This window comes from Nocardia sp. NPDC050697, assembly GCF_040654395.1.
Taxonomy (GTDB): domain Bacteria; phylum Actinomycetota; class Actinomycetes; order Mycobacteriales; family Mycobacteriaceae; genus Nocardia.
In genome coordinates this window covers 1,311,967-1,330,070 of record NZ_JBFAHY010000001.1, presented here as the reverse complement: position 1 = coordinate 1,330,070, position 18,104 = coordinate 1,311,967, and the positions used below count along the sequence as shown (strand labels likewise).

Below are 18,104 nucleotides of genomic sequence, written 5' to 3'. Positions count from 1 at the left end.
CGCCATGGTGCAGCCGACGCCGGAGAAGGACCCCGAGGAGTGGACCACCGGGGACGAGCCGATGACCGGCCCGCAGGAATCGTATGTGCACACCCTCGCCCAGGAGGCCGGGGAGGAGGTCCCGGACGGGCTGACCAAGGCGCAGGCCTCGCAGCTCATCGACGAACTGCAGCAGCGCACCGGCCGCGGCGCCTGACCCGCCGAGCGCGCGGGTGACCCGGCGCAACGGGAGGCGATGCCGCAGACTGCTCCCATGACGACGCCCGAACCGCGCCCCGGCCCGATGTTCCGGTGGACCCGGGTGGAGACCGGCGGCGTGATCGGCCCCGGCGAGCGGCTCACCTGGCCGCGCACCGTCGGCATCGGGTTGCAGCACGTGGTGGCGATGTTCGGCGCCACCTTCCTGGTGCCGGTGCTCACCGGCTTCCCGCCCTCGACCACGCTGCTGTTCTCCGGGCTCGGCACGCTGCTGTTCCTGCTGATCACCCGGAATCGGCTGCCCAGCTACCTGGGCTCCAGCTTCGCCATCATCGCGCCGGTGCTCGCGGCCACCGCCTCGGACGGGATGGGGGCGGCGCTCGGCGGGATCGTGGTGGTCGGCGCGCTGCTCGTGGTGATCGGGGTGGTGGTGCAGGTCGCCGGGACCGGCTGGCTGGAGGCGCTCATGCCGCCGGTGGTCACCGGCACCATCGTGGCGCTCATCGGGCTGAACCTGGCGCCCACCGCCAAGGCCAACTACGAGCAGGACGCCGTCACCGCGACGGTGGTGCTGGTGCTGCTGATCCTCTGCCTCGTGCTGTTCCGCGGGCTGCTCGGCAGGCTGGCGATCGTGGTCAGCGTGGTGCTCGGCTACCTCTTCGCGCTCGTGCGCGGCGAGGTCGACACCGCCGCCGTCGCGGACGCCGCCTGGGTGGGGCTGCCGGAGTTCCACGCGCCGAGCTTCCAGCTCGCGGTGCTGCCGATGTTCCTGCCGGTGGTGCTGGTGCTGGTCGTGGAGAACATCGGCCACGTCAAGTCGATCACCACCATGACCGGCATCGACTACGACCGGCGGATGGGCCGCGCGCTCGCCGCCGACGGCATCGCCACCGTGCTCGCCGGCAGCGGCGGCGGCTCCGCGACCACCACCTACGCCGAGAACATCGGCGTGATGGCGGCGACCAAGGTCTACTCGACCGCCGCCTACTGGGTCGCGGGCGCCGCCGCGATCGTGCTCAGCCTCTCACCCAAGGTGGGCGCGGTGATCGCCGCGATCCCGGCCGGGGTGCTCGGCGGGGTCACCACCGCGCTCTACGGCCTGGTCGGCGTCCTCGGCGTGCACATCTGGGTGAGCAACCGGGTGGACTTCGCCAAGCCGATCAACCAGTTCACCGCCGCCATTCCGCTGGTGCTCGGGATCGCCGACTTCACCTGGCGGATCGGCGACCTGAACTTCGGCGGCATCGCGCTCGGCGCGCTCGCCGCGCTGGCCGTCTACCACGTCATGCGGGTGCTCGGCGGCCTGCGCGGCACCGTCGTGCCCGACGGTCAGAGCTGAGCCCAGACCGACTTCGTCTTGAGGTAGGCCTCGATGCCCTCGCGGCCGAACTCGTGGCCCCAGCCGGACTGCTTGTACCCGCCGAAGGGCACATTGTGGTCGAAGTTCAGCTGGCTGTTCAGCGTGACCGTGCCCGCCTGCAGCTTCTTGGCGATGCGGTGGCCGCGGCTCAGGTTGGTGGTCCAGGCGGTGGCGGCCAGGCCGTAGCTGGTGTCGTTGGCCAGCGCGGCGGCCTCCTCCTCGGTGTCGAAGGGCAGCACCGTGACCACCGGGCCGAAGATCTCCTCCTGGTAGAGCCGGCTGGTGGCCGGATCGACGCCGGCCAGCACGGTCGGGTGCACGAAGTAGCCGGGGCGGTCCAGCCGGTACCCGCCGGTGACCACCTCCACACCGTCCGACTTGCCCTCGTCGATGTAGCCCATGACCCGCTTCAGCTGCTTGGCGCTGATCAGCGGCCCGCTCATGCAGCCCTCCTCCTTGGGGCTGCCGAGCTTGAAGTTGTTCGCGACGGTCGCGAGCCCCTCCACCACCCGGTCGTAGACCCCGCGCTGCACGAAGATCCGGGAGCCGCAGACGCAGCCCTGGCCGGAGTGCACGAAGATGCCCATGGCGGCCATGAAGATCGCCATGTCCAGATCGGCGTCGTCGAAGATCAGCACCGGCGACTTGCCGCCGAGCTCGAGCATGACCTTCTTGAGGTTGCCCGTGGACGCCTCCACGATCTTCTTGCCCACCTCGGTGGAGCCGGTGAAGGCGATCTTCTCCACGTCCGGGTGCGCGGTGAGCGCGGCGCCGGCGGTGTGGCCGTAGCCGGTGAGCAGGTTCACCACGCCGTCCGGCACGCCCGCCTCGCGGATGATGCGGTCCAGCAGCAGCGCCGAGAGCGGTGTCTCCTCGGCGGGCTTCACCACGCTGCTGCACCCGGCGGCGAGCGCGGGCGCGATCTTGGCACAGGCATTGAAGATGGGCCCGTTCCACGGGAAGATCAGCCCGACCACGCTGTGCGGCTCCTTGAGCGTGTACGCGTGCATGTTGGCGTAGTTGCCGGAGACGCCGCCGGACATCTGCACCTCGTAGGCGCTGCCGTTGGTCTTGGTGCACCAGCCCGCGTAGTAGCGGAAGAACTCGGCGCTGGTCGGCAGGATCATCTGGGCCTGGGCCAGTGGCATGCCGGTGTTCAGCGAGTCCAGCTCGGCGAACTCCTGCGCGTGCGCGTCCATCAGGTCGGCGATCTTCCACAGCACCTTGGCGCGCTCGCGGGCGGGCTGCTCGTGCCACACCCCCGCCTCGAACGCGGCCTTGCCCCGCGCCACCGCCTCGTCCACCGCCTCCGGGCCGCAGTCGGTGAACTCGGTGATCTGCTCCTCGGTCGAGGGATCGATGATCGGAATGACATCGCCCGACCCGGGGCGCTCGCGAATTTCGTCCAGAACCGACTGCAGTGTCATGGCGAGTCCCTTTCGGTGCCGAGCCTCGACGTCCTCGAGTGCTGTGCACTTGCTTAGCACCGCCGGGAAGCCGGGGTCAATACATTGCTCTCAAATATGGAGAGTGCTATTCTCGCACGGTGATTCCAGCCGGACGGAGTCAATGGCGATCCCGGTCACCGGGACAGAATCGGACTGGGCGGCCTGAACTCAGTAGTTTGTGGCGATGTTCACAGTGCGACTCGGTGTCCGAACCAGGGTGTTGGCCATCGCGCTCGTCCCGAGTCTGTCCCTGCTCGCGGTGGGAATCGGGACTACCGCGTACCTGGTCTCCGAGAGCGACAAGACGCACGCCTGGGCGGTGGAGACCGGCGGCGTGATCGACTCCAGCCGCCTGCTCGTCGAGTCCATGCAGGCCGAGCGGCTCGGTACGATGGCGCGGCTCTCCGGCGACACCGAGGCCGCCGCCGGGCTGGCCGAGGCGAGGACCGAGTTCCAGGCCGCGGTGGACGCGCTGAACGCCGCCAAGGGCGAGCTGGGCGCGGTCGACACCTCGCTCACCGACGATGTCGGCGGCATCGACACCATGCTGCAGTACCTCACCGGCGTGCGCGCCGCGACCGACGCCGGGCAGCTGCCCCCGGCCGACGCCTACAACTTCTTCAACCAGGTGCTGGACAGCGTCGTGGTGGGCTCGCAGCTCTCCCAGCAGCTCGCCCCGGACGCCGAGATCGGCGTCGAGCTCACCGAGGCCATGCAGATCCTCAAGTCCTCGGAGTCCATGGCGCGCAGCTTCGCGCTCGCCGTCGCGCTGGAGTCCGGGCAGGGCGCGCTGACCGTGCCGGTGGAGGAGTTCGCCCGCCAGGTCGGCTACTACCGCATCGAGATCGGCAACCTGAGCCGCGATGTCGACCCGCAGCAGAAGGCCGCGGCCACCGCGCTGATGAACAGCGAGTCCTGGCGCAAGCTGGATGTGGTGGAGAACGTCATCGGCTGGCGCGCGGTGACCAGGGCGACCGCCGCCGCGGCGGGCCGCGCCGCCGCGCTGCCGCCGCTGCCGATCCCGGAGGCCGAGTGGCGGGCGGCCGCCGCCGACGTCAGCCGGCAGCTCATCGACATGTGGGTCGCGCAGAGCACGAGGACGCAGAACCTGGCCGCCGACAAGGCCGACGAGGACTCGCGCAACGCCATGCTGGCCGGGGCGGGCGTCGGCCTCATCAGCCTGCTCGCCATCGGCATCTCGGTGGTGCTGGCGAACCGGATCATCCGGCGGCTCAAGCGGCTCCGCTCGCAGACGCTCACCCTCGCCGACGTCACGCTGCCGGAGATGATGCGCAAGCTGGAGAAGAGCGAGCCGGTCGACCCCGCCACCGCGACTCCGGACCTGGACTTCGGCTCCGACGAGATCGGGCAGGTGGCCGAGGCGTTCGGGCACGCCGCCGGGACCGCGGTGAACGCGGCGGTGGCCGAGGCCCGCACCCGCGACGGCGTGAAATCGGTCTTCCTCAATATCGCGCACCGCAGCCAGGTGGTGGTGCACCGGCAGCTGGAGATCCTGGACGAGGCCGAACGGGGACAGGAGGATCCGGCGCTGCTGGAGACGCTCTTCCGCCTCGACCACCTGGCCACCCGCGAGCGCCGCAATGCCGAGAACCTGATCATCCTCGGCGGCGGGCAGGTCGGGCGGCAGTGGCGCAACCCGGTCGCCATGATCGACCTGGTGCGCTCGGCGGTCGGGGAGACGCTGGACTACTCGCGGGTGCGGGTGGCGCGGATGCCGCAGGTGCACGTGCACGGCGGCATGGTGGCCGACCTCGTGCACCTGCTGGCCGAGCTGGTCGACAACGCCACCAGCTTCTCCCCGCCGCAGTCGCGGGTGGAGGTCACCGGGGCGGTGGTGGGACGCGGCGTGGTGGTCGAGATCGAGGACCAGGGCATGGGCATGACCACCGGCGATATCGTGCGCGCCAACCAGATGCTCACCGCGCCACCGGACTTCGGCGTCGCCGCGCTCTCCGGTGACTCCCGGCTCGGGCTCTTCGTGGTCGCGCGGCTGGCGGCGCGGCACGAGATCTCGGTCAAGCTCGCCGAGTCGGACTACGGCGGGATCCGGGCCATCGTGCTCATCCCGGCCACGCTGCTCGCCAGCGTGCTGCCGGGCGAGACGGTGACCGACGGCGCGGCGATGGGCCGCGCGCCGCAGCCCGCCGCGCTGGAATCGCCGGTCGCGCCGCCGTCCCGGCGGGCCGCGGTGCTGGTCTCCGACCCGCTGGCCGAGACCCAGAGCTTCCGCCCGGTCACCGCCCGCCCGTCTCGGCCCTACCCGGATGTGGAGCAGCCGATCTCGCAGCCGCTGCGGCTGCCGCAGGAGGGCCGCCCCGAGCTGCCGAAGCGCAACCGGCAGGCCAACCTCAACCCGCTCCTGCAGGGCGCCGCGGCCACGCCGCCCCGGACCGCCGAGCGGCCGCGGCTCACCGCCGAGCAGGCCAGGGACATGATCTCGACCATCGAGAACGGGACCAGGCAGGGGCGCCGCGCGAGCGCCGCCGAGCAGGCCGACGGCAAGGAGAGCTGAGATGACCGCACCCGATCCCGGTGACCTGAACTGGATCCTGGACGACCTGGTCGAGCGGCTCGCCGGGGTCAGGCACGTGGTGGTGCTCTCCACCGACGGCCTGTTGCTCGGCCGCTCGAACGCGCTCACCCAGGAGGACGCCGAGCACTTCGCCGCCATGTCGTCCACGCTCTACGGCCTGGCCCGCAGCGCGGGCGCGCGCTTCGAGGGCGGCGGCGTGCGGCAGGCCATGATCGAGCTGGACCGCGCGGTGCTCTTCGTGACCGCCGCGGGCCCGAACGCCTGCCTGGCGCTGCAGACCACCGACGCCGCCAACCTGGGCACCGTCGCCTACGAGATGAACCTGACCGTGCAGCGGGTCGGCAGCTACCTCAGCACCACGCCGCGGCACGGGCTCGCCGGGCGGTAGCGCTCAGCGCCGGGCGAACGGCGTGCAGCCGGTGGCGGCGGGCAGCGCGCCGTGCGCGAACGCGCTCGGCGAGACGCCCATGAGCGCGCGGAACTCGGCCGTCAGGTGCGAGTGGTCGTAGTAGCCGGTGTCGGCGGCGAGGTGGGCCCACGGCGCCCGCCCGGCCCGCTCCAGCACCAGCCGCAGCCGGGCGATGCGCGCGTAGTGCTTGGGCGACAACCCGATTCCGGTGGTGAAGAGGCTGCGCAGCTGGCGTTCGCTGACCGCGAGGGAGCGGGCGAGGGCGGTGACGGTCGGGCCGCCCGGGTGCGCGGTGATCGCCCGGACGGCGGTGGCCAGGAGTGCGCGGTGTGCGCGCTGGGTCGCGCTCTCCGTGACGCGGGCGGGTAGCGCGGTGGCGAGCCGGGGGAGCAGCTCCTCCGGTGGGAGCTGGTCGAGTTCGGGGGCGAGCTGTGCGAGCGGGCCGGGGAGTGCCGCCAGCGGGACCATGCGGTCGGTGAGCTCGGCGGCGCCGATGCCGAGCAGCGGTCCGGCGGCGCCCGGTGCGAGCCGGAGCCGCAGGCAGCTCCGCGGCTTGTCCGGTTCGGGGTAGAGCGCTGTGGAGGCCGGGCCGAGCGCGGCGGCGGGCTGTCCGGCGCGGAAGACCACGAGGGTGCTGCCGTGCGGCACCCGGACGAAGGGCTCGGTCGCCGCGCGCAGCGGCGGTACCGCGGTGAGCCCGGCGAGCCAGGGGCGCAGCGGCTCCGGCACCGGGGCCGGGAGCTCCAGCAGGTCGGTGAGGGTGGGCACGGCTCGACTGTAGGCGCGCGCGGGCCGCTCGGGTGTGCCGGAATCTCCTAGGCGCGGCGGCGCCGGGGCGGGCAGCGTTGCGGCCATGATCGTGATCACCGGTGCCACGGGCACCATCGGCAGCGAACTCGTCCGCGTGCTGGCCGGGCGCGGGGCGCCGGTCCGCGCCGTCTCCCGGCGGCCGTCGTCCGTGCGGGCTCCTCGCGGCGTGACGGTCGTCCCGGGCGACTACGCGGATCCGGCGGCCATGGCCGCGGCGATGGCGGGCGCGGAGGCGGTGTTCGTGCTCGGCGTGCTCGGGCCCGACGGCGCCGAGGCCGACCGCGCCCTGGTCGCCACGGCGGTGGCGGCGGGTGCGCGCCGGATCGTGAAGCTCTCCGCCATCGGCACCGGCGATCCCGCGCTCGGCCGGGTCGGCACCTGGCATCTGCCCGGCGAGCGGGCGGTCCGGGAGAGCGGGATCGGCTGGACCGTCCTGCGCCCCAGCTCCTTCGCCTCCAACACCCTGGGCTGGGCCGCCGACCTGCGGGCCGGGCGGCCGGTCGCCGACCTCACCGGCGACGGCGCCCAGGGCGTCGTCGACCCGCGCGACGTCGCCGAGGTCGCGGCGGCGGCCCTGCTCGGCCCGGAGCGCAGCGGGGTCGTGCTCACCCTCACCGGCCCGGCCCTGCTGACCACCGCCGGCCAGGCCGCCGTGCTCGCCGCCGAGCTCGGCCGCCCGGTCGAGGTCGCCGAGATCGCCCCCGCCGACGCCCGCGCCCACCTGCTCGCCGCGGGCGCCACCCCGGAGTTCGCCGACGGCGCCCTGGCCGGGCAGGCCTTCGTCCGCGACGGTGGCAATGCCGTGCTCACCGACGACGTCGAGCAGGTGCTCGGCCGCCCCGCCCGCTCCTACGCGCAGTGGGTCGCCGACCACCGTGCGGCCTTCACCGGCTGAGCCCGGCGTCGCCGCTGTTTCTCGCCTGCCGTATATCCGCTCGCATGGTGGTGGCACGCGGCCTCGCGGAAGTCAGCGCACCGGAACGGCCTCGTCGGCGGCCGTCACCGCGGGCTCGGGCTCGGCGGGCTTGCGCCGCGGGATGAACAGCACGACCGCGGCGCCGATGGCCGCCGCCACCGCGCCCACCACGAAGCACAGCCGGAAGGCGTCCACCGTCGGGATCTCCGGCGCCCCGGGCGCGAGCACGGTGGTGCGGCTGGTCAGCACGACCGCCATGACCGCCCCCGCGACGGTGGTGCCGATCGAGCGCATGAGCGCGTTGAAGGCGACCCCCGCGGCGGCCTCGTTCGCGGGCACGTTCTCCAGCACCAGCGTCGGCATGGCGGCATACCCGATACCGACACCGGCCGAGGCGATGCAGGTGGCGAGCAGGAGCTGCCACGGCGCGTCCATCAGCACCGCCCCGCTCACATACCCGAGCGCGAGCACCGCGGCGCCGAGGCTGAGCGCGGTACGCCCGCCGAACCGGGTGATCAGGAAGCTGGAGACCGGCGCGAAGAGCAGCATCATCAACCCGGACGGCGCCATCCAGAGCCCGGCCGCGAGCAGGCTCTGCCCGAGCCCGTACCCGGTGGCGGCGGGCATCTGCAGCAGCTGCGGCACCACGATGGCCTGCGCCATGAGGCCGAAGCCGATGAGCGCGGCGGCGATATTGGTGAGCAGCACCGGCCGCCGGGCGGTGGTGCGCAGGTCGACCAGGGGCGCGTCGTGGCGCAGTTCGAACAGCCCCCACGCGAGCAGCACCACGATGCCGCCGAGGACGAGGCCGAGCGTGCTGCCCGCGGTCCAGCCCCAGTCGTTGCCCTTGGTGACGCCGACCAGGATGCTCACCAGCCCGACCGCGAGCCCGACCGCGCCGATCACGTCGAGCCGGGCCCCGTGCGCGTCGTGCACGTGCGGCAGCACCAGCACGGTGAGCAGCGCGACCGCGACGGCGAGCGCGGTCGCCACCCAGAACAGCCAGTGCCAGTCGTTGTCCTGTGCGATCCAGGCCGCCAGCGGCAGGCCGAGGGCGCCGCCGACGCCGAGCGTGGCGCTGATCGACGCGGTCGCGGTATTGACCAGGTGCTTCGGCACGACCTCGCGCACGAAGCTGATCGCGACCGGGATGTACCCCATGGCCAGCCCCTGCAGCACCCGCCCGGCCAGCACCGGGAGCAGCGAGCCGGAGAGCGCGCAGATCAGCGATCCGGCCAGCAGGACGAGCGCGCTCACCGCCAGCACCGGCTTCTTCCCGGCCAGGTCGGCGAGGCGCCCGGCCACCGGCATGGCGACGGCGCCGCCGAGCAGCGTGGCGGTGACCACCCAGGAGGCATTGCTCGCGCTGGTGCCGAGCAGCCGCGGCAGCTCGCTCTGGATCGGGATGACCAGCGACTGCATCAACGAGACGCTCAGGCTGGAGAAGCCGAGCGCGACCAGGATCACCACCGGATTCTTCGCCGGGGCACCGGAATCCACGTGCATTCGACCGTCCCTCACCCTATCGCTGTGTACGATACACAATCGCTCTGTGCATCGTACACAGCCGGGCGCGGTAGTTCCATTCGGCAGGTCGCTACCCCGCGAGCGCGGCGTCCAGATCGTCGTAGACGTGGAGCACCCGGTCCAGCCCGGTGACGCCGAGCGGGCGGCGCACCGCCGCCGAGGCGACGACGCGCAGCCGGGCGCGGTGGTGCACGTCGACCAGCACCTCCAGGCCGGAGGAGTCGAAGAACTCGATGCGCGAGAGGTCGAGCACCGTCGGGAGCCCGGCGGCGTGCTGCGCCTCGTCCAGGGCCTGCCGGAGGCGGGCGGCCGTCACCATATCGACCTCGCCGGCGGCGGTGACCACCACGGCGGCCTCGCGTGTATCGGTCGCGATCTCGAACCCGGACCACTGCTGCCCCATACCGTCTCGCCCTTCGCCCTCGCCCCGCTCGGATTTGTCGCAGGCTTACCCAGTGCCCGGCGGCTCTATCGGCGCTGGTGGAGACGTCACACCGGGCCCCGCGGCGGGCAGGTGTGAGCCGGGCGCGGACGGGTACGCCCTGGAACGACGAGGAGGACGCATGATCGGATCCGAAGCTGAACTGCCCGCGCTGCGGGTCGAGTTCCCGGCCGCCGCCGAGGAGTTGCCCGGCGTGCGCGGCAGGCTGCGCACCTGGCTGGCCGGCGCCGTCGCCGACCCGGATCGCGCCTACGACCTGCTGCTCGCCGCCGGGGAGGCGTGCACCAACTCCGTCGAGCACGGCCACCGCGGTGATCGCGGCCCGGTGCGGCTGGTCGCCGAGGTGCGGCGCGGCGAGGTCAGGATTACCGTCACCGACAGCGGCCGCTGGATTCCGCGCGCCAGGATTCGCGAATCGAAGGCCGACCGGCCGCGCGGGCGCGGCCTCGCGCTCATGCGCGAGCTGACCACGCATACCCGCCTCACCATCCTGGACTCCGGCACCACCGTCGAGCTCTGCGCTCCGGCTGCCTGAAATATCCCTTCCGACACCGTAAATCGCTTTCTCGATTGCGCTACATCACACCTCCGTAGTAACTTCTGGACAACTGTCTGGTCTGTAGTTCAGATCACTGTCCCGATACGACGGAGGGTCGATGGCGTCGAATGCGGCGGTGCTGCGGCACAACTTCGCGGGCACCGTGCTGTCGAGCCTCGCGACGTTCGGCCGGGCGCTGCGGATCGGTGGCTCGGCGGTGCGGATCGGCGTCGTCGATGCCGCGCGGCTGCGGTTCCAGGTGCGGGAGAGCCTGGCCCAGGCCTGGTTCCTGATCACCGTCACCGCGGTGCCGAGCGTGCTGATGGCGATTCCGTTCGGGGTGATCCTCTCCGCGCAGGTCGGCAATATCGTCTCCCAGCTGGGCGCGGACACCATGATCGGCGCGGCGGGCGGGCTCGGCGTGATCAAGCAGGGGGCGCCGATGGCGGCGGCCATGCTGCTCGGCGGCGCCGGCGCGGCCGCCATCGCCGCCGACCTCGGCGCGCGCACCATCCGCGAGGAGGTCGACGCGCTGCGCGTGATGGGGGTGGATCCGGTGCAGCGGCTGGTGGTGCCGCGGATCGCGGCCATGCTGGTGGTGGCGCCGCTGCTGAACATCCTGATCATCGTGGTCGGCATCGCCGCCGGGTTCGTGGTCGCGGTCGCCGCGCTCGACGTCACGCCGGGCAGCTACTGGGAGTCCTTCGGCTCCTTCACCACGACCGCCGATATCTGGGTGTCGCTGGTGAAATCCCTGATCTTCGGCTTCCTGGTGGTGGTGATCGCCTGTCAGCGCGGGCTGGAGGCCAAGGGCGGGCCGCGCGGGGTCGCCGACGGGGTGAACGCGGCGGTGGTGATGTCGGTGGCCGCGGTGGCGGTGCTGAACACCGTGATCACCCAGGTGGCCACGATGTTCCTGCCGGTCAGGATGGCGTGATGACGGCCGCGCCCTATGCCCCGCCGGGGCTGCGCAGGCTGAGCCGGTACGCGCGCGGGGCCCGCCCGCTCGCCCCGGTCGACGCGCTCGGCTTCGCGCTCGGCTTCGCCTGGCAGGTGCTCTCCTCGGTGCCGTACACGCTGGTGCACTACCGGCGCCAGACCATCGCGGTGATCACCGATATGACCTGGGGCCGCGGCTCGGTCATCATCGGCGGCGGCGTGGTGCCGCTCATGCTGCTGCTCGGGGCCTCCATGGGGGCCTCGATCGGGATCGAGGCCTACAGCGCGCTGAACCTGCTCTCGCTGGGCCAGCTCTCCGGGCTCATCTCCGCCTTCGGCATCACCCGCGAGCTGGCGCCGATCGCGGCCGGGATCGGCTTCGCCGCGCAGGCCGGCTGCCGGATGACCGCGGAGATCGGCTCCATGCGCATCTCCGAGGAGATCGACGCGCTGGAATCGCTCGGCATCCGCTCGGTGCCGTTCGTCGTCACCACCCGGGTGATCGCCGGGATCGTGGCGGTGGCACCGGCCTTCGTGGTGGCGCTGATCCTCAGCTACCTCTCCTGCGAGCTGGTCGTCACCGCCGTGCACGGCACCCCGTCCGGCACCTACGACCACTACTTCGACCAGTTCGTGCTGAGCTGGGACGTGGTCGCGGCGACGATCAAGGTGATGATCTTCGCGGTCGCCGTCGTGCTGATCCACAGCTACCAGGGCTACTTCGCCACCGGCGGCCCGGAGGGGGTCGGGATCGGCTCCGGCCGGGCGATCCGGGCCAGCCTGGTCTCGATCATCGCCCTCGACATGGTCGCCACCATCGCGCTCTGGGGTTTCCGGTCGCCGATCTCGTTCACCGGATGATGTGATGCCCGCCTATACCCTCTCCGGCACCGAGGTCGGACCCCGCCGCGCCCGCGTCATCGGGCTCTGTACCGTCGCGCTCGCCGCCGTGCTGCTGCTCGCCTGGCGGGTGGTGCCCGAGGGCCGCCCGGCCGGCGAGATCCGGATCGGGCTGGTCACCGGCGCGGTCGGGGCGGGCGTCGAGCCCGGCACCGATGTCCGGCTGGACGGCGTGCGGGTCGGCTCGGTGCTCGCCATCGACACCGCCGGACCCGGCCGCAAGACCGTCGAACTCGCGCTCGCCGGATCGCAGCTCTACGGCCTCACCGACGCGCTGAGCGTGGAGTACGCGCCGGACAACCTCTTCGGCATCACCGCGCTGCAGCTGCGTTCCAACCCCGGCGGCACCGCGCTCGCCGACGGCGCCACCGTCGACCTGACCGGCCCCGAGGCGGGCCGGGTGCGCGACGCCACCCTGGCCGCGCTGCTGAAATCGACCGGGATGCTGACCGATTCGGTGCTCACCCCCGAACTGGCCGAGCTGCTCGGCACGCTCTCCCGCGATGTCGGCGCCTTCACCCCGCTGCTGCAGGCCATCGGCGCCACCACCCGCGCCTACGTGGAGACCCGCGAGCTGCCGCCGTCGGTCCTGCTCGCGCAGTACGGCTCGGCGCTGACCGGGCTGCCGCCCATGCTCACCGGCGGGCTGGACGTACTGAACGCCGCCTACAGCAACGAGTACTTCCGCACCCCGGAGAACCTGGCCCGGTTCAAGGAGATGTTCGGCGGCATCGACCACCAGCTGCTCCCGGTCGTCACCCAGACCTTCACCACCGCCCGCCCGCACTTCGAGGGGTTGCTTCCCATCGCCACCACCGTGCTCGATCAGATCCCCCGCGCGACCGGAGACCCGGCCCGCACCGGCGCGCAGCTCACCGAGCTGCTCGACCGGCTGGACCGCGCCTTCCGCGACACGCCGGACGGCCCGCTGCTGACCGCCGAGGTCGAGCTCGACGTGGTCCCCGGGCTGGCCGGGCCGCTGGCCGCGATCGTGGCGGGCCGCTGATGAGCACGCGGGCGCTGCTCTGGCGCGTGACCACCGCCGTCGTCGTGATGGCGATCGCGCTGGCCGGGGTCTTCCAGCTGGTGCAGCGGCCGGTCGAGGGCGACACCGTCACCTTCAGCGCGCTCTTCACCGACGCCAACGGCCTGCGGCCCGGCGACGACGTGCGGATCTACGGCGTGCAGGTCGGCAAGGTCGAGCGGCTGGAGCTGGACGGCACGCTGGCCAGGGCCAGGTTCACCGTGCAGCGCGCGCACCCGGTCTTCACCGGCTCCACCGTCGCCATCCGCTACCAGAACCTCACCGGCTTCCGCTACCTGGAGATCGTGCAGCCGGAGCGGCCCACCGCGGAGCGCGATCCGGGCACCGAGTTCGGCACCGCGCAGACCGTCCCCGCCTTCGACATCACCACGCTCTTCAACGGCCTGCAGCCGGTGCTGGCCCAGCTCTCGCCCGGTGAGCTCAACGCCTTCACGGAGAGCCTGCTCGCGGTGCTGCAGGGCAACGGCACCGGGCTCGGCCCCGCGCTGGATGCCATCGACCGGCTCAGCCGCTACGCCACCGACCGCCAGGCGGTGCTCTCGATCCTGGTCGGCAACCTCTCCCGGATGGCCGAGACGCTCGGCGGCCGCTCCGGCAATGCCGTCCAGCTGCTCACCAACCTGACCAACCTGTTCACCGCCATCGGCCAGAAGCTGCCGGGGCTGGTGGACTTCTCGCTCGCCATCCCGCCGGTCATCCAGCCCATCCGGAATATGCTCGCGCTGCTCGGCGTCACCGGCGAACCCGGCCGCGACCTCGATGCCGCGCTCCAGCAGGCCTTTCCGGACCCGGCCACCGCCGCCGAGGTCTTCGACCGGCTGCCGGGGCTGATCCAGGCCATGGCCGCCGCGGTCCCCGCCACCGGCCCCGGCGCCTGCTCGAACGGCACCGCCACCGCGCCCGCCCCGCTGCAGGTGCTCATCGCGGGCCAGGGGGTGCTGCTGTGCCGTTCCTGAAACGCCGCGACCCGGCGGCCCAGCCGGACGAGCGCGGCACCGACCTGCGCTGGGGGATCACCGGGCTCTGTCTCTCGGCGCTGCTGGTGGCCGGGGTCGGGGTGGTGTACGTGCGCGGCACCGACGCCACCCGCACCTACAGCGCCGATATCGCGCAGGCCGGGTCGATCCGGGAGGGCGACGACGTGCGGCTGGCCGGGATCCCGGTGGGGGAGGTGCGCACGCTGACCCTGCTGCCGGACCGGGTGCGGATGACCTTCACCGTGGCCGAGGAGGTCTTCGTCGGCGACGGCACCGCGCTCGGGGTCCGGATGCTCACCGTGGTCGGCGGCTACTACCTGGCGCTGGAGCCCGCGGGCAGCGCGCCGCTCGGTACCGCGGTGATCCCGCGTGAGCGGGTCGTGCTGCCCTACAACCTGACCCAGGTCTTCGAGGCCGCCATCGCCCCGGTCCGGGAGATCGACGGCGGGCTGCTGCGGCAGAACCTCGCCACCCTGGCCGGCTCGGTGGACGGCAGCCCGGACGCCGTGCGCGCCGCCGTGCGCGCCGTCGGTGACCTGGTCGGGATCATGGACCGGCAGAACGCCGACATCTCCCGGGCCCTCACCGTCGCTGACGAATACCTGACCGCCCTGAACGGGAGCTCCGATGTGCTGGTGCAGCTGGTGCACAACCTGGGCACGCTGGAATCCATCGTCCGCACCTACACCACCGAGATCGCGCAGGCGCTCAACGACCTCACGGCGGTGCTGCACGGCCTCTCGCCGCTCGGCCGGAAGTGGGACGAGACCTGGGCCGCCCAGGCCGGCGCGCTCGCCGCCGCGGTGCCGCCGCTGGACCAGCTCGGGGGCCGGATGGGCGAGCTGCTCACCGCGTTGCGGGCGCTCGGCGACCGGCTGCGCCCGCTGCTGCCGCCCGGCGGCGGGATCGCGCTGGACCACTCCGGGGTCTGCGTGCCGGTGCGGGGGGCGGGATGCTGACCCGCGTCCTCGGCTCCCGCGGCTTCATGTCGGTCGCGGTGCTGCTCACTCTCGTCCTGGTAGCGGTGGCCGGGTTCGCGCTGCTGCGCCCGGCCCCGGAGACCCGCACCTACTGCGCCGACCTGCCGGACAGCATCGGGCTGTACGCGGGCAGCGCCGTCACCGTCTACGGGCTGCGGGTCGGCGAGGTCACCGCCATCGAGCCGCTCGCCACCGCGGCCCGGGTGCGCTTCACCGTGCGCGCGGACCGCAAGCTGCCGCAGGACGTCGGCGCGGTCACCGTCAACGACACCGTGCTCGCCGACCGCAAGCTCGAGCTCGTCGGCCCCGAGCCCACCGGCCCCGGCCGCGACCCCGCCGCCTGCATCACCAAAGCCCTGACCCCGCAGAGCCTCTCGCGTACCTTCGACGCCCTCGCCGGGCTCGCCGACGAACTCGAGCCGGCGGACCCCGCGCAGCGCGGCGCGGTCGGCGCCGGGCTGGACGCGCTGGATGCCGCCACCGCGGGCACCGGTGCCGAGCTCAATGCCCTGCTCAGCCAGCTGGCCCGCGCCCTGAACTCCCCGCAGGCCGCCATCGATCACATCGGCGCGCTCATCGACGCGCTCTCCGCCCTCGTGCACCGGGCCCGCGGCGGGTGGGCGACGGTGAAGGACGTCGTCACCGAGCTGCCGCCCACCTTCGAGGCCATCGTGACCATCGCCTTCCCGCCCATCATCCAGCTCGTCGACGACCTGGCCTCGGTGCTGCCGCAGCTCAACGATGTCGTCCGGCTCTTCGTCACCCCGGCCGTGCGGAACCTGAACTCGCTGCCGGACCTGCCCGCGCTGCTCGCCACCGGCGTCGGCTCGCTCGCCGCGCTGCTGGAGCAGACCCCGGCCATCGCCGCCGGCTTCGCGAGCGCCGTCGACCCCGCCACCGGCCGCACCGAGATCGGCTACGCGCCACCGGCGCTCGCGCTGCCGGCCGCGGAGTCGGCGCAGCTCTGCGCGGGGCTGGCGGCGCTGGGGCAACCCTGCTCGGCGTCGGCGGCCCTCCCGGCGCTGCTGCTGGGGGCGGTGGGCGCCCGATGAAGCGGCTGCTGCTCGCGGTGGGCTCGGTGCTGGTGCTCGCCGGGTGCTCCTTCCGCCCCGCCGAGCTGCCGGTGCCCGGCGCGGGCGTGGACGGCCCCACCTATCCGCTGCGCATCGAGTTCGGCAATGTGCTCAACCTCCCGCAGGGCGCCAAGGTGATCGCCGACGGTGTCCGCGTCGGCGAGCTCACCGGCGTCACTGTGGTCGATGCCGGAACCGGCAGCGCGCGCCCGGGTTTCGTGATCGCCGAGATCGCGGTCCGCGATGCGGTGCGGCTGCCACCCGGGACAAGAGCCGAGCTGCGTCAGGAGACCCCGCTCGGCGACGTCCATATCGCCCTCACCGAACCCGCCGCGCCCGGCCCTGGACGGCTCGAGCCCGGCGCCACCATCCCGCTGGCCGACACCACCCAGCCCCCGCTCATCGAGGACATCCTGGCCGCGCTCTCGGTCTTCATCGGCAGCGGCGCCGTCACCGATATCCAGGACCTGGTGCGCACCATGAACGGGGTGCTGCCCGCCGACCCGCGCGACACCGCCCGGCTCGCCGAGGTCGTCGGCGCCGACCTCACCGACCTCGCGGCGAACTCCGCCTCCCTCGACGAGGTGCTGCACGGGCTGGAGAACGTCGTGCAGCAGGGCGTGCTGGACAATGCCCCGGTCATCTCCGAGCTGCTCACCCCCTACGGCGTGCAGCAGACCACCGACGCCATGAACGCCCAGATCGGCGTGATCTTCGTGCTCACCTCGCTCGGCCCGGTGGGGCCGAGCACCGCCTGGCTCGGGCCGCTGCTCGCCGCGCTGGAGGACACCGTGCGCGCGGTGGTCCCGGTGCTGTTCGGCGCGGCCCCGCTCGACACCACCGCGCCGTCCAACCTGAAGAAGCTCACGGATCTGCTCCGGACGAAGGTGATTCCGTTCACCGAGCACGGGCCGAAGGTGGAGCTGAGCCGGGTCACGGTGGGTTCCTCGGCGCTGTCGCCGGAGGAGCAGACCGGCCGGATCGTCGACACCCTGCGCATGATCGGAGCGGTCCGGTGAACGTCCGCGGTATCACCTCGCTCACCGCCATCGCCGCGGTGCTGGTCTTCGGCGTCGCCTACATGGGGATCGGGGTGCTGCACCTGGATCCGCGCCGCGACCACATCGGCGTCACCCTGCACCTGGCGAACTCCGGCGGGCTCGGCCCCGGCGCGCCGGTGCTGCTGCACGGCATCCAGGTCGGGCGCACCGAGGAGGTGCGCACGGAGCCCGCCGGGGTGCTGGTCCGGCTCGCCATCGACGACCGCTACCGCATCCCGGTCGCGAGCGACGTGCACATCGAGCAGCTCTCCGCGCTCGGCGAGCCCTACGTCGGCTTCGCCCCCGACAGCGACAGCGGGCCGTATCTGACCGACGGGCAACAGGTCCCGGCGGACCGCGTTCACCTGCCGACCACCATCACCGCGCTCTCCACCCGCATGGTGGCGCTGCTCGACCAGATCCGCCCCGAGACCATGGCGAGCCTGGTCGGCACCTTCGACCAGGCCCTCGACGGCACCGACGCCGCCGTGCAGACCCTGCGGCGCTCCACCACCCTGCTGGCCGCGACCCTGCTCAGCCGCTCCGCGCAGCTGCGGCAGCTCTTCGCCGACATGCAGGCGCTCGGCGGCGACATCGACTGGCTCGGCCCCGCGCTGGCCGCGGCCGGGCCGCTCTTCGGCGAGTTCGGCGTGACGCTCAGCGCCATCGTGGAGAACGGCTCCGAGCTGGTCGAGGCCCGCCCGCCCGCCGAGTACTTCACCGGTGACGGCGTGCTCCCGTTCCTCGTCGAGGTGGAGGCGCTGCTCGGCCGGATCGGCCCCGCCCTGGCCCCGCTCGGCCCGATGCTGCAACCGGTCGTCGCCGACGCCGTGCGCGGCGGCCCCGCGCTCGATCTCGGCGCCCTGCTCGACCAGGCGCTCAACGGCGTCGACCCCGAGGGCACCCTGCACCTCCGCATCGGCCTCCGATAGCCCCGGAAAGGACGGA

The 18,104-nt window shown here is 72.8% G+C and carries 18 protein-coding genes; 14 read left to right on the top strand and 4 right to left on the bottom strand.

Annotated elements, in window-relative coordinates; translation table 11 throughout:
* The first annotated feature begins 4 nt into the window (after positions 1-4).
* Both AB0H71_RS06660 and AB0H71_RS06655 read left to right on the top strand, forming a co-directional pair.
* Positions 5-196, top strand: a complete 192-nt coding sequence (locus tag AB0H71_RS06660; protein ID WP_357015585.1) for a DUF3072 domain-containing protein — start codon at positions 5-7, stop codon at positions 194-196.
* Positions 197-283: 87 nt separating this feature from the next.
* Complete coding sequence (locus tag AB0H71_RS06655; protein ID WP_357016206.1) at positions 284-1,537, top strand: solute carrier family 23 protein; 1,254 nt, start codon at positions 284-286, stop codon at positions 1,535-1,537.
* Here AB0H71_RS06655 and AB0H71_RS06650 read toward each other — a convergent pair.
* Entirely contained in the window at positions 1,528-2,985 is a 1,458-nt protein-coding gene (locus AB0H71_RS06650; RefSeq protein ID WP_357015583.1) for an aldehyde dehydrogenase family protein, read from the bottom strand. The two genes, AB0H71_RS06655 and AB0H71_RS06650, sit on opposite strands and share 10 nt — an antisense overlap.
* A gap of 205 nt (positions 2,986-3,190) precedes the next feature.
* Between AB0H71_RS06650 and AB0H71_RS06645 the strand changes: the two genes are divergently transcribed.
* Both AB0H71_RS06645 and AB0H71_RS06640 read left to right on the top strand, forming a co-directional pair.
* Complete coding sequence (locus AB0H71_RS06645; RefSeq protein ID WP_357015580.1) at positions 3,191-5,539, top strand: ATP-binding protein; 2,349 nt, start codon at positions 3,191-3,193, stop codon at positions 5,537-5,539.
* 1 nt (position 5,540) lies between these two features.
* Positions 5,541-5,948 (top strand): roadblock/LC7 domain-containing protein, encoded by a 408-nt coding sequence (locus tag AB0H71_RS06640; RefSeq protein ID WP_357015577.1) that lies wholly within the window; start codon positions 5,541-5,543, stop codon positions 5,946-5,948.
* Positions 5,949-5,951: 3 nt separating this feature from the next.
* On the opposite strand, the gene AB0H71_RS06635 is transcribed toward AB0H71_RS06640, so the two are convergent.
* Positions 5,952-6,737, bottom strand: coding sequence for an AraC family transcriptional regulator (locus AB0H71_RS06635; protein WP_357015573.1), 786 nt, complete (start codon positions 6,735-6,737; stop codon positions 5,952-5,954).
* 85 nt (positions 6,738-6,822) lie between these two features.
* On the opposite strand from AB0H71_RS06635, the gene AB0H71_RS06630 reads away from it, so the two are divergent.
* Entirely contained in the window at positions 6,823-7,674 is an 852-nt protein-coding gene (locus tag AB0H71_RS06630) for an NAD(P)H-binding protein (protein ID WP_357015570.1), read from the top strand.
* A 72-nt stretch (positions 7,675-7,746) separates the two neighbouring features.
* Here AB0H71_RS06630 and AB0H71_RS06625 read toward each other — a convergent pair whose 3' ends face one another.
* On the bottom strand, positions 7,747-9,201 hold the full coding sequence (locus AB0H71_RS06625) for an MFS transporter (protein ID WP_357015568.1): 1,455 nt from the start codon (positions 9,199-9,201) through the stop codon (positions 7,747-7,749).
* A gap of 91 nt (positions 9,202-9,292) precedes the next feature.
* On the bottom strand, positions 9,293-9,625 hold the full coding sequence (locus tag AB0H71_RS06620) for an STAS domain-containing protein (RefSeq protein ID WP_357015565.1): 333 nt from the start codon (positions 9,623-9,625) through the stop codon (positions 9,293-9,295).
* Positions 9,626-9,785: 160 nt separating this feature from the next.
* Between AB0H71_RS06620 and AB0H71_RS06615 the strand changes: the two genes are divergently transcribed.
* The 9 genes from AB0H71_RS06615 to AB0H71_RS06575 all read left to right on the top strand — a co-directional run bounded on the left by AB0H71_RS06615 (position 9,786) and on the right by AB0H71_RS06575 (position 18,088).
* The gene (locus tag AB0H71_RS06615; protein ID WP_357015562.1) at positions 9,786-10,199 is read left to right on the top strand and encodes an ATP-binding protein; all 414 of its coding nucleotides are present in this window, start codon (positions 9,786-9,788) and stop codon (positions 10,197-10,199) included.
* A 121-nt stretch (positions 10,200-10,320) separates the two neighbouring features.
* Entirely contained in the window at positions 10,321-11,139 is an 819-nt protein-coding gene (locus AB0H71_RS06610; RefSeq protein WP_357015559.1) for an ABC transporter permease, read from the top strand.
* The gene (locus tag AB0H71_RS06605) at positions 11,139-12,002 is read left to right on the top strand and encodes an ABC transporter permease (RefSeq protein ID WP_357015556.1); all 864 of its coding nucleotides are present in this window, start codon (positions 11,139-11,141) and stop codon (positions 12,000-12,002) included. The genes AB0H71_RS06610 and AB0H71_RS06605 overlap by 1 nt, the downstream gene beginning before the upstream one ends.
* Positions 12,003-12,006: 4 nt before the next feature.
* Positions 12,007-13,047, top strand: a complete 1,041-nt coding sequence (locus AB0H71_RS06600) for a hypothetical protein (protein WP_357015554.1) — start codon at positions 12,007-12,009, stop codon at positions 13,045-13,047.
* Complete coding sequence (locus AB0H71_RS06595) at positions 13,047-14,042, top strand: MlaD family protein (RefSeq protein WP_357015552.1); 996 nt, start codon at positions 13,047-13,049, stop codon at positions 14,040-14,042. Before AB0H71_RS06600 ends, AB0H71_RS06595 begins: the two co-directional genes overlap by 1 nt.
* On the top strand, positions 14,030-15,022 hold the full coding sequence (locus tag AB0H71_RS06590; protein WP_357015549.1) for an MlaD family protein: 993 nt from the start codon (positions 14,030-14,032) through the stop codon (positions 15,020-15,022). Before AB0H71_RS06595 ends, AB0H71_RS06590 begins: the two co-directional genes overlap by 13 nt.
* Positions 15,016-16,095 (top strand): MlaD family protein, encoded by a 1,080-nt coding sequence (locus tag AB0H71_RS06585; RefSeq protein WP_357015546.1) that lies wholly within the window; start codon positions 15,016-15,018, stop codon positions 16,093-16,095. Before AB0H71_RS06590 ends, AB0H71_RS06585 begins: the two co-directional genes overlap by 7 nt.
* Entirely contained in the window at positions 16,092-17,135 is a 1,044-nt protein-coding gene (locus tag AB0H71_RS06580) for an MlaD family protein (RefSeq protein ID WP_357015543.1), read from the top strand. The genes AB0H71_RS06585 and AB0H71_RS06580 overlap by 4 nt, the downstream gene beginning before the upstream one ends.
* A complete protein-coding gene (locus AB0H71_RS06575) occupies positions 17,132-18,088 on the top strand; it encodes an MlaD family protein (protein ID WP_357015540.1) in 957 nt (318 codons plus the stop codon). The genes AB0H71_RS06580 and AB0H71_RS06575 overlap by 4 nt, the downstream gene beginning before the upstream one ends.
* Positions 18,089-18,104: the final 16 nt, after the last annotated feature.

What these genes read in the sequence shown, in the direction of transcription:
- AB0H71_RS06630 (WP_357015570.1), top strand. Translation starts at nt 6,823, where the DNA reads ATGATCGTGATCACCGGTGCCACGGGCACCATCGGCAGCGAACTCGTC.
- AB0H71_RS06645 (WP_357015580.1), top strand. Translation starts at nt 3,191, where the DNA reads ATGTTCACAGTGCGACTCGGTGTCCGAACCAGGGTGTTGGCCATCGCG.
- AB0H71_RS06585 (WP_357015546.1), top strand. Translation starts at nt 15,016, where the DNA reads ATGCTGACCCGCGTCCTCGGCTCCCGCGGCTTCATGTCGGTCGCGGTG.
- AB0H71_RS06655 (WP_357016206.1), top strand. Translation starts at nt 284, where the DNA reads ATGTTCCGGTGGACCCGGGTGGAGACCGGCGGCGTGATCGGCCCCGGC.
- AB0H71_RS06615 (WP_357015562.1), top strand. Translation starts at nt 9,786, where the DNA reads ATGATCGGATCCGAAGCTGAACTGCCCGCGCTGCGGGTCGAGTTCCCG.
- AB0H71_RS06620 (WP_357015565.1), bottom strand. Translation starts at nt 9,625, where the DNA reads ATGGGGCAGCAGTGGTCCGGGTTCGAGATCGCGACCGATACACGCGAG.
- AB0H71_RS06595 (WP_357015552.1), top strand. Translation starts at nt 13,047, where the DNA reads ATGAGCACGCGGGCGCTGCTCTGGCGCGTGACCACCGCCGTCGTCGTG.
- AB0H71_RS06610 (WP_357015559.1), top strand. Translation starts at nt 10,321, where the DNA reads ATGGCGTCGAATGCGGCGGTGCTGCGGCACAACTTCGCGGGCACCGTG.
- AB0H71_RS06580 (WP_357015543.1), top strand. Translation starts at nt 16,092, where the DNA reads ATGAAGCGGCTGCTGCTCGCGGTGGGCTCGGTGCTGGTGCTCGCCGGG.
- AB0H71_RS06605 (WP_357015556.1), top strand. Translation starts at nt 11,139, where the DNA reads ATGACGGCCGCGCCCTATGCCCCGCCGGGGCTGCGCAGGCTGAGCCGG.
- AB0H71_RS06660 (WP_357015585.1), top strand. Translation starts at nt 5, where the DNA reads ATGGTGCAGCCGACGCCGGAGAAGGACCCCGAGGAGTGGACCACCGGG.
- AB0H71_RS06600 (WP_357015554.1), top strand. Translation starts at nt 12,007, where the DNA reads ATGCCCGCCTATACCCTCTCCGGCACCGAGGTCGGACCCCGCCGCGCC.
- AB0H71_RS06625 (WP_357015568.1), bottom strand. Translation starts at nt 9,201, where the DNA reads ATGCACGTGGATTCCGGTGCCCCGGCGAAGAATCCGGTGGTGATCCTG.
- AB0H71_RS06650 (WP_357015583.1), bottom strand. Translation starts at nt 2,985, where the DNA reads ATGACACTGCAGTCGGTTCTGGACGAAATTCGCGAGCGCCCCGGGTCG.
- AB0H71_RS06640 (WP_357015577.1), top strand. Translation starts at nt 5,541, where the DNA reads ATGACCGCACCCGATCCCGGTGACCTGAACTGGATCCTGGACGACCTG.